Origin of the sequence: Neobacillus endophyticus (assembly GCF_013248975.1) — a bacterium.
GTDB classification, from domain to species: Bacteria; Bacillota; Bacilli; order Bacillales; family Cytobacillaceae; genus Neobacillus; species Neobacillus endophyticus.
This window is the reverse complement of the sequence record NZ_JABRWH010000001.1, coordinates 1,707,343-1,720,320: the sequence shown is the minus strand read 5'-3', so window position 1 is coordinate 1,720,320 and position 12,978 is coordinate 1,707,343. Positions and strand designations below refer to the sequence as shown.

The following is a 12,978-nucleotide window of genomic DNA, read 5'->3' as shown; positions in this document are numbered from 1 at the left end:
TTTCTATAATCCTTTAGATTTAGCTTCATCCCAGTACAAATCTAACTCCTCAAGTGTATGATGTTCAAACGTCCTGCCGCTGTTTTTCACCATTTGCTCCACATAACGGAAGCGTCTAATGAACTTTTCATTTGTAGCAAATAGTGATTCCTCCGGGTTGATATGTAAAAACCTTGCCACATTCACGAATGCAAACAATAAATCGCCAAATTCCTGTTTGGCATACAGAAAACCTTCTTCCGTTCCATCCAGCTCCGCGATAAATTCATTCAGTTCTTCTTTTACTTTCTCCAATGCAGGAGTTATTTCCTGCCAATCAAAGCCAACCTTTGCTGCCTTCTTTTGTATTTCATAGGCGCGTAGCAAATTTGGTAGTGCCATAGAAACTCCTTCAAGAATCGATGACGGAGCAGTCCCTTTTTCTTGTTGTTTAATTTCCTGCCAATTCTTCACGACCTCTTCTGCACTATCAGCCGTCACGTTTCCAAATACATGAGGGTGTCTGCGAATCATCTTGGCAGACAGACCTTCGACCACATCATCAATGGTAAAAAAGCCTTCATCTTCTCCGATTTGCGCATGAAGCATTACCTGCAGCAGGACATCCCCCAATTCTTCAATTAAATGATCAATATCGCCTTTGTCAATAGCCTCAATGACTTCAAACGTTTCCTCAATTAAGTATTTCTTTAATGATTCATGCGTTTGTTCTTTATCCCATGGGCAGCCGTCCGGCCCTCTTAATTCTGCAATTATTTCCCGAAGCTTAGTGAAGTTCTTCCACAGAATTGAGTCCTTTCTTACAGGCGGTACATATACCGAAGTAAGATTATTCATGGTTAAACTGTGGTCCAATTCGTATAATTGTACCTTTTCCAATACTTCGTCCTTACTTCCGGCTGCTGTCACAATCCATACCTCATAATCATCCGGGTATTTTTCCATTAATGTCAGCTTTACATTTGAAGCTGTAAATTGGTCAAAGACCTGACAGATAATCTGATGCTGGTCCATTTGCAATGTATTTGCTTGGAGAGCAGTACCATCGAGCAGTTGAAAACCTTCAACCGGGTCAATTTTTAGTGAAGCAAAAAGGGCATCAATGAAGCTTTGCCCTCCGCCGATCGCAATTTCAATTTGCTCTTTTGGCCCCTGTTCCAAGAGCAGTTGCACAGTTTGTTCTGCTACAAGTGGATGTCCAGGTACAGCATATAAGACGGATTCAGATTGGGCCTTTTCCAGCAAGATTCGGGTGATTTCCTGATAAACTGCCGCAAATTGGTCATGTTTTTCATATACTTCATCAAAGGAAATGTAACGGATCCCTTCTTTCTCCAGCTCCACCACTACTGGGTGCTCCTTCGTCCTTAAAAACAGCGTTTTCGCCTTCAATAATTTCTTATAAACCCCTAGTGGAAGCTGTTCGAGGTCCCCAGCCCCTAAACCGACAATTTCAATTTGATTTGCCATCATTCAGTTCGATCCTTTCGCGAGAGAAAGTAGTTGAATTTACTCCCAAACGGAAACAATGAAAGATCTTCCGCTGAGAAGACTCTTCCCCTTATAATAATCAATAAAAACAAAATCCCTCCCAAGCAGACAGCACTCAATGCTTCTGCTGCTGCACCCAAACGGCCGAGCTCCATTGTATGTATGCATCCTCCAACAAGGTATAGATATCCTTTTAAAAACAGTACCATAACAATGGTTGCTACCAGAACAATTTCAAAAAAGCGCGCTGGAAACAAGGGAATTCTTACTATTCTTTTTAATCTCCACAAGAGAAAAACCGTCACAACTAGTAGTGCTGCTAACGAGGACGCGGCAGCTCCCATCGTCAAATATTTAGGGATAAACATCATATTAAGAATATACTTGATGGGAAAAACCGCAGCTGCAGCTAGTGCAGGTATTGTCAGATGGCCCAATCCCTGCATGATCGCCGTAACTGTTGCGATCATGGATGCAAATAAAATGACAAACCCCAATACCCCCAGAACATCAGAACCAGAGGCATCTTTGAACAACATAATATTGGTCGGTTTGATCACTGCCCAGAGCCCTGCAGAAGCCCCCAATCCGATTACCACACTAACCTTTAAAGCCAATTGAATTTTATCATGTAAAAATGTCGAATTCGCTGCCATCCTTTCACGTGTAATCAATGGTACAAGCGAAAGGGACATAGAAGTTGCGGCAACTGTTCCCAGCTGAATCAACGGCTGACCGCGGTCAAAGATTCCTTTTAACCCTTTAGCGAGCTCCTTCTCAATCCCGTTTGCCGTCAACAAAGAATATAAATTTAAAGAATCAGCCATTTGCATAAAAATCATCAGCATCCCACTAAGGCAAATGGTCAACCCTTGAAAGGTAAGTTCCATGGCCATACGCCTTACATCAGGGAAGGCACGTTTCAGCATCCTTTTATTCGGTGTGATTAATTTCCATTCTGCACGAATGGATAAAAACATAAACAAAATAATGCATGCGACAATACTTCCCGTTATTGAGCCGAACATGGCCCCTCCGGCCACAATATACAAAGAATAGCCCTTTTGCATGAAAAAATAGGAGAAAAAAATGATGGTCAACACACGGATGCTTTGTTCAGCTACCTGCGATAAAGCCGTCGGTGCCATCTCCCCTATCCCTTGATAATATCCCCTAATGGTAGAAACAATGGGTGAGGTCAAAAAAACAAGTGAAACCACCTTAATCAATACGGCCAGATGAGTGTCATTCATCCACCGTGCCAGCTGGTCGGCACCAAAATACAATACTAGAAAACATAAACAGCCAAATACCTGTAGATAAAGATAGGAGACGATGAGAAGAATTCGGGATTTTTGCTCATTTTGCTTTTCCTTTTGTTCGGCATACAACTTGGAAATGACTACCGGAAAGCCGGTCGTCGATAACACAACTGCTATCGCATAAAATGGATATATTTGCTGATATATGTAAAATCCCGTATCCCCCACAATGTTTTGAAAAGGAATCCGGTAAAAAGCACTTAAAATTTTTGTTATTAGTCCTGCTATTGTTAAAATAAAGGCTCCTTTGAATAAAGCCTTCGATGGATTTACATGCTCCATTCGTTCACCTGCTATAAATTATTCCATCGGTATTATAACATTAAAAAAGGCAGCCTGCGCTGCCTTTCTCCATTTTTACTGTTCCATTTGTCTAGCTAAAAATCCGGCTGCTGTTTCGACAGCCTTTTGCTCTACTTCACCGAGTGTGGCATCTTTTGAAAAAATAATAACAGCCCCAATCGGATCACCATTGGCAATAATCGGTCCAATGGTATAAGAGGATATCGTCTCTTCGCTTCCTTCCGACAAAGAAACTTCTCCCTGTTGAGTGACAAGAACGGAATTTCGCTCTTCCATTGTTTTTTCAACTAAGTCACTAATATTTTTATTTAAATAATCTTTTTTTGATCCGCCCGCAACAGCAATATACGCATCACGGTCACAAATTAAAACGGGGTTTCCGAGGCTGTCAAATAGGGCTTCCGCATACTCCTTGGCAAAATCGCTTAATTCGCTGATTGGTGAATACTTCTTTAAAATCACTTCCCCATCCCGGTCAACGAAGATCTCTAACGGATCTCCTTCACGGATACGCAATGTTCTGCGTATTTCTTTGGGAATTACTACACGACCCAAATCATCGATTCGACGAACTATTCCAGTTGCTTTCATCTATGTTGCCTCACTTTCATCTGATGATTTTTCAACTTGGCAAATCGAAAGCTTCATGCGGATTTTCGCAAGTGCTGGACCGTTATCTTATTATGATAATAATCCTTATTTGCCAACTTTGAACTTAGTATCTTTCATCTGGAAAGTTCTATTCACAATTTTTTCACAGTTACAGGAAATATTACCTTCAGAAATATTGAATTCTGTTGAAAGTGGGCAGAATGGATAATTTTGTTTCTATTTTCGGGGAATTTCAAACCTCCGAATTCAATTACCTTCATGATAAGAGCACAATTATTTCACGGAATTCTCTTGCTCTCTTTTGGCCAAAGGGATTCCTTTAATCATTTCGAATACAATTTGAAGCCACTCGGCTGTGTCAAAGTCTTTAACTTTGATCACAATCTTCAGCTTACGATCTTCCATTCCTGGTGTAACAGCCCTGCCATATTTGCTGCCGAGATGGAAGAGCTTACTTCCGTCTATAGTATTTGTTACTTCTTCATTGAGCAAAATGGTGACATCTTGTTTTGACTGTTTAATTAGCTCCACCCCATTTTCAAGGGCGTAAATTTTCATTTCAGCTACTTGGAATAAGTAAGAGACCTCATCCGGATATTCACCAAAACGGTCAAGCATTTCTGCCTGTAGTTCCTCGATCTCATCAAGGGATTCGACCCCTCTGAATCGTTTATACATTTCAATTTTTTGATGTCCATCCTTAATATAAGAATCAGGAATGTAGGCATCAATTTCAAGATCGATTTCAACTGTTGTTTTCGTCTCTTTCGTGTCTCCCTTGCGCTCTTCAATGGCTTCTTTTAACATTTGAGAATAGAGGTCAAATCCGACCGAATCAATAAAGCCATGTTGCTGCGAGCCTAACAAATTTCCTGCTCCCCTGATGGATAGATCACGCATGGCAATTTTAAATCCGGAGCCTAATTCGGTAAATTCCTTAATTGCTTGGAGGCGTTTTTCTGCCACTTCTGTTAAAACCTTATCCTTCCGATAAGTAAAATAAGCATACGCCACCCGATTGGATCTTCCCACACGGCCGCGAAGCTGATAAAGCTGGGACAATCCCATGCGATCAGCATCATGGACAATTAGCGTATTCACATTTGGAATATCCACGCCGGTTTCAATGATGGTTGTACTTACCAGAACATCATACTCTCCTGCCAGGAAACTAATCATGACCGACTCCAGCTCATTTTCCGTCATCTGTCCATGAGCATAGGTAACCCTCGCATCAGGAACAAGCATGGAAATTTCCTCAGCCTTGCGTTCAATATCTTCCACTCTGTTATATAAAAAGTAAACTTGTCCGTCGCGTGCAAGCTCCCGCTCAATTGCTTCCCGAACCAGTGATCCATTATATTCCATAACATAGGTTTGTACAGGGAAACGATTTTCCGGCGGAGTTTCAATGACGGATAAATCACGTACACCCAGCATGGACATATGCAAGGTTCTTGGAATCGGGGTTGCTGTTAAGGTTAATACATCGACATTCGTCTTTAACCTCTTAATTTTTTCCTTATGCGTTACACCAAACCGCTGCTCTTCATCGATAATCAACAGTCCTAGATCATGGTAGACTATATCCTTTGATAGTAGGCGATGAGTTCCAACCACAATATCGACAGTTCCGGCTTTTAAACCTTTAAGGGTTTCCGTTTGCTGCTTTTTAGTGCGGAAACGGCTTAGCAGGCCAATATTGATCGGATAATCCTGAAATCTTTCCCTTAATGTTTCATAATGCTGCTGAGCAAGGATCGTCGTTGGCACTAAGAAAGCAACCTGCTTACCATCGGTAATCGATTTGAATGCTGCTCTAATCGCAACCTCTGTTTTACCATATCCTACATCTCCGCATAGCAATCGATCCATTGGCCGCGGTCTTTCCATATCCTTTTTAATCTCTCGAATAGACCGAAGTTGATCATCAGTCTCTTGATAAGCAAATGATGTTTCAAATTCCCGCTGTAAATCACCATCCGGAGAAAAGGCATAACCAACTGCTGCTTCACGTTCTGCATATAGTTTAATGAGATCATCAGCAATATCCTCAACAGATGATTGAACTTTCTTCTTAACCTTTTTCCAGTCGGTACCGCCCAATTTGTAGATTTTTGGCTCTTTTCCTTCGGAGCCGACATACTTTTGGACGAGATCAATTTGCTCTACTGGAACGTATAATTTGTCTGTCCCTTGATAGCGAATATGGAGATAATCTTTATGAACACCATTAATGACCAGTGTCTCAATCCCTAAATATTTACCAATCCCATGATTAACATGGACAACATAATCTCCAATTCTTAACTCAGAGTAGCTTTTAATTCTTTCAGCATTTGATAGTTTTTGTCTGCTGACTGATTTTTTTACCCGTTTGTTAAATAGCTCTTCTTCCGTAATAACCGCAATCTTCTGAATCGATAGTTCAAACCCTGTCTGAAGATTGCCCTTCATTACTTGAACTTTGCCTGGCATGATTTGCTGGTCAGCCCCAATGACCGAGGCATCAATCTCATAATCCTCCAAAACGCGTTCAAGCTTTTTGACCCTTTCATCATCCGGTCCTAAAAATAATATGGAATAATTGCTTTTTTTCCACCGCTCCACTTCCGTTTTCAATAAATGCATCTGTCCATGGAAGTTTTGCATTTGCTTGCAGGAAATATTAATGATGTTTTGCGGACTTGTATTCGCAACATGCCTTAAAAACAAAGATAGATATACGAGCGGAAATTCCTTCTTATGAAGTAATACTTGCAAATCATGAGAAATATGGACATCATGAATGATTTGCCCTTCACTTAATAACGATGTATACCATTCTGCCTCTTCTTTTATCAGAGATTCATTCATTTCCTGCACTCGGCTGATCTCGTCTACAAATACAAGCCCATTAGCAGGAAGATAGTCTAGTAAACTAGCAGGCCGCTCATAGGCAAGTGACAAGTATTTAAACACTTGGTCTGGCTTTTGCCCATTCTTTAATTGCTCTAGTTCGAAACTAATATTTTGAGATAACTGCAATTTTGCTTTTTCATTTTTTAACTTCTTAAGGCTTTGTGCCAAACCGTCTTCAAGTTGGTTAACCATTCGGTTGTAATGACTTGCTTCCAAAATGACTTCCGTTGCCGGGCCAATGGAGATTTCCGTTACCTTCTCTTTGGAACGTTGGTCTTCCAAGGAGAAATATCGGATGGAATCGATCTCTGTATCAAATAATTCTATGCGAAGGGGATTTGCCTCGGTTAGTGGATAAATATCTATAATTCCACCCCTTACACTAAACTCCCCAGGTGTAGTAACCATCTCAGTCCGCACATACCCCATTTTGACAAATAAATTCAAGACTTTGTCGAGGTCTACATCTTCCCCCATTTTTAATAACAACTGATGTTCCTTCCACAATGACTTTGGAGGAAGTATTTTTTTCAACCCTGCAGCAGGAACAATGATAATCCCCTGTGATTGTTTTGACCAATAATTCAAAGCCTCAATTCTTTGTGCCTTTAATTCCGGACTAGCAATACTTAATTCAGCCGCAATCAGCTCATTTGCCGGAAATAAATATACTTCCTTGTCACTTAATAGATTTACAAGATCATCATAGAGTTTTTGTGCTTGTAATAGATTATGGGTGACAAGCATAATGGGCCGTTTCATTTGTTCATAGATTGCTGCGGTCAGAACGGTTCTGGAAGAACCTGATAAACCGGCAATCAACTGTTCCTTAAGGCCTTCGTTTACCCCGGATATAACTAAGTGTATGTCTTCTTGCTTCAGGAATAACGACTTTAAACCTTTCAAGCAACCTCCTCCTCTCCTATTAATCGCAATCATTTATGATAATATGAAATAGAAAAATGCTTTGGAGTTTCATCCAAAGCTCATTTAATGAATTAGGTAATCGTATTGGTGGTAATCAGGATTCCTCTCTAAAGCTTCCTGACAATTTTCACAAATGGCTGAAATATGAATATTGCCTGACATATCATATGCGACCATTTCCTGCCGTTCTTGTTCAGTTAATTTATGAAGACCCAGGGCATCTGAGTGGATCGATGTTTGATCAATTGAACCAATTTCCGTACCACAATGCCTGCAATGGTAATAGATAGTCACGCAAGTCCCTCCCTAATCTACGATTCCTTATTATTATGAACCTTATTGGAGGAACTTATTCATCTATCCATTCTATAAATAAACGCTCATAAAACTGGATTTCTTCATTTTATGAAAGACCATGCCTATATTATGAACAGTTTAGCGATTATATTCATTCATGACTTGGAGGAAGGGCTTCTCAAGCCACGCTTCACAGGCATCTGTACTTTTCTTAACTGCCTCCTGAAGGGGCACATATTCTTCCTGACGAAATCTGCCTAGAACATAGTCTGGAACACTCATTCCCGGCTGGGGTCTGTCAATCCCTATCCGGATTCTGTTAAACTCCTGTGTCCCAAGATGAGCTACAGTTGACTTGATCCCATTATGCCCGCCGGAACTCCCCTTTTGTCTAAGACGGATTTTTCCTACCGGAAGATCCAAATCATCGTAAATCACCACAATATCTTCTATTTCTATTTGATAATAATCCAGAACGGCACCAATCGATTCACCTGATAAGTTCATATAGGTGAGCGGCTTTAATAACAAAACTTTGACTCCATTATAAAACCCTATCCCATAGATTCCTTTAAACTTAGCTTGGTTCAATGGGATGTTGAATCGGCGAGATAGCTCGTCAATGACCTCAAATCCAATATTATGCCTTGTTTGCTCATATTGCTTTCCGGGGTTCCCTAAGCCAACGATCATCTTCATTCCAGTTCCCCCCTCTTCATCCTGCTTAGCCTGTTTTTTAAATAATTTGCGAAACATAGCTTTCTCCATTATATTCGATTACATTCTTTTTTGATATTGACAAAAGACGTAACCTAAAACGGTTACGTCCGAAACTCTATAACCAAACACACAAAGGTACTAAAATAACAAGTCTCTAGCAGCCAAATGTGCTAATTTATTCGTCACCAACACGAGAGGTTTCTCTTCCTTCTTCATTATCAGGATGACCCTCTTCCTGTTGCTCCCCTGCATTGATTTCATCTTCCTGTTTCGGAGGTAAAATAGAAGCAATAACTTCCTCTGCTTCATGATTAATCGTAAAATCACCCTGGTAGAGAATATCTTCAATTTTTACAGTTTCCCCCACCTGGTAATTGGATACATCCACTTCAATTTGCGGCGGAATATTATCTGGTGTCGTTGTAACAGATACTTGGTGCAACGGTTGTTGCAGCACACCACCGTCTTTAACCCCGGCTGCTTCTCCGGTAAGAGCAAGTCTTACTTCAACGGTAATTTTCGATGATTTATCAACGGCTAAAAAGTCAACGTGGATAATATCCTTTTTAATAATGTCTTCCTGATAATCGGTTAAAATCACATCTTGCTTCTGTCCATCAACATCCAGAGAAATGACTGCATTTCTTCCTGTATCTTTGATGGTTTTGGTAAAATCAGCCGAACTGATAAAGATCGGAGTATTTTTTACCTTGGCGCCATAAATAACAGCTGGAATATGGCCATTTTCCCTATTTTTCTTTAATTCTCCACGATGCAAACCTTTTCGTTCTTTCGCCTGTAAAACAGCACTCATCATCATCAGCCTCCTATTATAGTCACTATATAAATGCCCTAAAACAGGAGAATCTAAACATGTTTGTTTTGTACCGCATCAGGCAAAAGAACACAAATCGGTTTTACATTAATCAAACAGCGTGCTGACGGATTGCTCTTCGTGAATTCGAATAATGGCTTCGGCAATTAACGGAGCAACCGACAAATTGATAATCTTGTCGATCTTTTTCTCCTCAGGAAGAGAAATTGAATTGGTCACCACTAGTTCTTTAATTTTTGAATTTTGAATACGTTCAATTGCAGGGCCTGATAAAACAGGATGAGTACAGCATGCGTATACTTCTTTTGCCCCATTTTCAACGAGAGCATTTGCTGCAAGTGTGATGGTACCAGCTGTATCAATAATATCGTCAATCAGAATCGCCACTTTACCTTCGATATTACCAACAATATTCATGACTTCTGCCACGTTTGGTCTTGGGCGGCGTTTATCAATAATCGCGATCGGTGCTTTTAACCGTTCTGCCATTTTCCGTGCTCTTGTTACTCCGCCATGGTCAGGTGATACAACCACTATATCTCCGTCTAATGCTCTATTTTTGAAATAATCAGCTAAAATTGGTACACCCATTAAATGGTCTGTAGGGATTTCAAAAAATCCTTGAATTTGCGGTGCGTGCAAATCTAAGCAAAGGACCCGGGTAGCACCAGCTGTTTCCAGCAACGTTGCCACTAATTTAGCTGTAATCGGTTCACGAGCTCGTGCTTTACGGTCCTGACGCGCATAACCATAATAAGGCATTACAATGTTAATGGTTTTAGCAGACGCGCGTTTCAATGCATCGATCATGATTAACAGTTCCATGATATTTTCATTTACAGGCTGGCTGGTAGACTGGATAACATAGACATTACATCCGCGGACACTTTCCTCAATATTAATTTGAATTTCTCCGTCGCTAAATCTGGTAACGGAACTTCTTCCAAGTTCAACACCAATTTCTTTTGCAATTTCTCTTGCCAGGGAAAGATTTGAATTTAAACTAAAGACTTTGATCTTTGGATCTAAATATTGATTTGACATGTTGGCCTCCATAACATTCCAGCTTATTTTTTTACATTAAGCTTTTCAACGTAATTTTCCTTATTGACTTGGTGTGCCCTTGCAATCGACAATGCCGCTTCCGGAACGTCCTTTGTAATAGTCGATCCCGCAGCTACATAGGCTCCTTTTCCTACCGTAACAGGAGCAACTAAATTTGAGTTACAGCCAATAAAAACATCATCTTCGATTTTGGTCAGAAATTTATTTTTACCATCATAATTAACTGTTATCGAGCCACAGCCGAGATTGACATTGCTTCCAATTTCAGCATCCCCAATATAACTGAGATGAGAAGCCTTGCTTCCTTCTCCGAACACAGCCTTTTTAATTTCAACAAAGTTACCGATTTTCACATCGTCTGCAATCGCTGAGTCAGGACGAATATGGGCAAACGGACCAATATTAACACGTGCTCCAACCGAGCTGTTATGGGCAGCTGATTGCCGAACAACGGTTTCATTGCCAATCTGACACGATACAATTTCCGAATTAGGACCAATGTGACAATCCATACCAATGATCGTCTTACCCTTCAGAATGGTTCCTGGATAAACAATGGTATCCTGACCGATTTCAACCTCTGTTTCAATGTAGGTATGGTCTGGGTCGATGATCGTAACTCCGTTTCGCATATGGATTTCATTAATCCGCTTGCGCATAATTTTTTCAGCTTCTGCTAAAGCAACCCGATCGTTTACCCCTAAAGTTTCGTCTAAATCATTTGTTTGAAACGCAGATACGACTTCACCTTGTTTTTTCAAAATTTCAATTACATCTGGTAAATAATATTCACCTTGAACATTATCATTGGAGACATTTTTTAATGCAGCAAATAATGCCGCATTGTCAAAACAGTAGGTTCCTGTATTAATTTCATTAATCTTACGTTCTTCTTCTGTAGCATCTTTGTGCTCCACAATCTTTTCTACAAGGCCGTCTTGATTGCGGATAATCCTGCCATAACCTGTTGGGTCTTCAATTCTAGCTGTGAGGATTGTCGCTTTTGCCTTTAACTCTTCATGATGCTGAAAAAGGGCTTCCATCGTTTCAGACTTAATTAGCGGAGTATCTCCACAAACAACAATCGTAACCCCTTCTTTCCCTTCAAGCATCGGTGCAGCCTGCATCACAGCATGAGCAGTCCCGAGCTGGGATTCTTGCAAAGCGTAAAAGCTGCTTTCACCAAGTTGCGCTTGAACCTTTTCTGCCCCATGACCGATGATTGTAACCATTTCTTCGATTTGAAGCGTCTTTACTTGGTCTACTACGTGCTGTACCATTGGTTTACCGCATACTGGATGTAAAACTTTATAAAGCTTTGATTTCATCCGCGTTCCTTGGCCAGCGGCTAAAATCACAGCATAACGATTAGACATGAACAGTCCTCCAATAACCTTTTTATCCACTAAAAATATTATCCTAATTGGGACTGCATTTCAAGGAATGATCAGTAAGATGATGAGATAAGTTATTAGGGGAAATAATGGAAGGAGGGAGAACAGGATATGATTTTTCCATAATAAAAAGAGCCTTACATAGAAGAAAGGCCCTAGTTGTTTTTAATCCTTAGGAAGCTCCGGCTTCTTCAAATTCTACTTCTAAATCACCTAAACGGTGGTACTCAGCCAAAACAGCTTCTTGAATTTTGCCACGTGTTCCTGAATTGATTGGATGCGCAATATCACGAAATTCCCCATCTGGAGTACGCTTACTTGGCATTGCGACAAATAAACCGTTATTTCCGTCAATAACCCGAATGTCGTGGACAACAAATTCATTATCTAATGTAATTGAAGCAATTGCCCTCATACGGCCATCCGTATTAACACGGCGTAATCTTACGTCTGTTACTTCCATGTGCTCACACCCTTTTTGGTAAGATAAAAAGCTTATTAAATACATTCAACAATTATTCCTGTTTTCCTTCTTTAAAATTAAAATTTTTTAGAAAAAATAGGGCAAAATGGTGAAACATTTTCATTTATGTCCAAATATTACATAAAAGACTGTAAGCACTTACTTAACGAACTAATAAAAGATGTGTTTTGCGCGGTCATTATTACTTAACTTTTTTATACGATCCTTTGTTTCTGTAAATTAATTACAATAAAAAACGCCCGTTTATTTCACGAGCGCTACTACTTCAATTTCTACTAAAGCATCCTTCGGCAGACGGGCTACCTCTACACAGGAACGTGCAGGTTTATGGGTTGAAAAATATTCTCCGTATACTTCGTTTAATGCAGCAAAGTCATTCATATCTTTAATAAAAACAGTTGTTTTTACAACAGTTTCTAATGATGCACCTGCCTCTGCCAAAACAGCCTGCAAATTACGAAATACCTGGTGTGTTTGTTCTTTAATATCGCCGGTAATCATATTTCCTTCTGCAGTTAATGGAATTTGCCCAGAGCTATAAAACAGATTATTTACAATAATTCCTTGAGAGTACGGGCCGATGGCAGCCGGTGCTTGATTTGTTTGAACTGCTTTCATTTTATAATC

11 protein-coding genes are annotated in these 12,978 nt (G+C 40.1%); all 11 read right to left on the bottom strand.

Annotated elements, in window-relative coordinates; translation table 11 throughout:
* Window positions 1-3: 3 nt before the first annotated feature.
* A complete protein-coding gene (gene yabN / locus HPT25_RS08255) occupies window positions 4-1,470 on the bottom strand; it encodes a bifunctional methyltransferase/pyrophosphohydrolase YabN (protein WP_173070999.1) in 1,467 nt (488 codons plus the stop codon).
* The gene (locus tag HPT25_RS08250; RefSeq protein ID WP_173062506.1) at window positions 1,470-3,095 is read right to left on the bottom strand and encodes a putative polysaccharide biosynthesis protein; all 1,626 of its coding nucleotides are present in this window, start codon (window positions 3,093-3,095) and stop codon (window positions 1,470-1,472) included. The genes yabN and HPT25_RS08250 overlap by 1 nt, the downstream gene beginning before the upstream one ends.
* 75 nt (window positions 3,096-3,170) lie before the next feature.
* A complete protein-coding gene (gene spoVT, locus HPT25_RS08245; RefSeq protein ID WP_173062503.1) occupies window positions 3,171-3,707 on the bottom strand; it encodes a stage V sporulation protein T in 537 nt (178 codons plus the stop codon).
* 294 nt (window positions 3,708-4,001) lie between these two features.
* Window positions 4,002-7,535 (bottom strand): transcription-repair coupling factor, encoded by a 3,534-nt coding sequence (gene mfd / locus HPT25_RS08240; RefSeq protein ID WP_173062501.1) that lies wholly within the window; start codon window positions 7,533-7,535, stop codon window positions 4,002-4,004.
* Between the two features lie 84 nt (window positions 7,536-7,619).
* Window positions 7,620-7,850, bottom strand: coding sequence for an anti-sigma-F factor Fin (gene fin / locus HPT25_RS08235; RefSeq protein WP_173062499.1), 231 nt, complete (start codon window positions 7,848-7,850; stop codon window positions 7,620-7,622).
* 141 nt (window positions 7,851-7,991) lie between these two features.
* Window positions 7,992-8,552 carry an aminoacyl-tRNA hydrolase gene (gene pth, locus HPT25_RS08230; RefSeq protein ID WP_173070997.1) on the bottom strand — a complete coding sequence of 187 codons (561 nt, stop codon included), beginning with the start codon at window positions 8,550-8,552 and terminating at the stop codon, window positions 7,992-7,994.
* Between the two features lie 196 nt (window positions 8,553-8,748).
* The gene (locus HPT25_RS08225; RefSeq protein ID WP_173062497.1) at window positions 8,749-9,387 is read right to left on the bottom strand and encodes a 50S ribosomal protein L25/general stress protein Ctc; all 639 of its coding nucleotides are present in this window, start codon (window positions 9,385-9,387) and stop codon (window positions 8,749-8,751) included.
* Window positions 9,388-9,495: 108 nt separating this feature from the next.
* The gene (locus HPT25_RS08220) at window positions 9,496-10,452 is read right to left on the bottom strand and encodes a ribose-phosphate diphosphokinase (protein ID WP_173062495.1); all 957 of its coding nucleotides are present in this window, start codon (window positions 10,450-10,452) and stop codon (window positions 9,496-9,498) included.
* A 23-nt stretch (window positions 10,453-10,475) separates the two neighbouring features.
* Window positions 10,476-11,849 (bottom strand): bifunctional UDP-N-acetylglucosamine diphosphorylase/glucosamine-1-phosphate N-acetyltransferase GlmU, encoded by a 1,374-nt coding sequence (gene glmU / locus HPT25_RS08215; RefSeq protein ID WP_173062493.1) that lies wholly within the window; start codon window positions 11,847-11,849, stop codon window positions 10,476-10,478.
* Between the two features lie 190 nt (window positions 11,850-12,039).
* Window positions 12,040-12,330, bottom strand: a complete 291-nt coding sequence (gene spoVG / locus HPT25_RS08210) for a septation regulator SpoVG (protein ID WP_066368160.1) — start codon at window positions 12,328-12,330, stop codon at window positions 12,040-12,042.
* Between the two features lie 264 nt (window positions 12,331-12,594).
* On the bottom strand, window positions 12,595-12,969 hold the full coding sequence (gene ridA / locus HPT25_RS08205; RefSeq protein WP_173062491.1) for a 2-iminobutanoate/2-iminopropanoate deaminase: 375 nt from the start codon (window positions 12,967-12,969) through the stop codon (window positions 12,595-12,597).
* Window positions 12,970-12,978: the final 9 nt, after the last annotated feature.

What these genes read in the sequence shown, in the direction of transcription:
- yabN (WP_173070999.1), bottom strand. Translation starts at nt 1,470, where the DNA reads ATGGCAAATCAAATTGAAATTGTCGGTTTAGGGGCTGGGGACCTCGAA.
- HPT25_RS08250 (WP_173062506.1), bottom strand. Translation starts at nt 3,095, where the DNA reads ATGGAGCATGTAAATCCATCGAAGGCTTTATTCAAAGGAGCCTTTATT.
- spoVT (WP_173062503.1), bottom strand. Translation starts at nt 3,707, where the DNA reads ATGAAAGCAACTGGAATAGTTCGTCGAATCGATGATTTGGGTCGTGTA.
- pth (WP_173070997.1), bottom strand. Translation starts at nt 8,552, where the DNA reads ATGAAGATGATCGTTGGCTTAGGGAACCCCGGAAAGCAATATGAGCAA.
- HPT25_RS08225 (WP_173062497.1), bottom strand. Translation starts at nt 9,387, where the DNA reads ATGAGTGCTGTTTTACAGGCGAAAGAACGAAAAGGTTTGCATCGTGGA.
- HPT25_RS08220 (WP_173062495.1), bottom strand. Translation starts at nt 10,452, where the DNA reads ATGTCAAATCAATATTTAGATCCAAAGATCAAAGTCTTTAGTTTAAAT.
- glmU (WP_173062493.1), bottom strand. Translation starts at nt 11,849, where the DNA reads ATGTCTAATCGTTATGCTGTGATTTTAGCCGCTGGCCAAGGAACGCGG.
- spoVG (WP_066368160.1), bottom strand. Translation starts at nt 12,330, where the DNA reads ATGGAAGTAACAGACGTAAGATTACGCCGTGTTAATACGGATGGCCGT.
- ridA (WP_173062491.1), bottom strand. Translation starts at nt 12,969, where the DNA reads ATGAAAGCAGTTCAAACAAATCAAGCACCGGCTGCCATCGGCCCGTAC.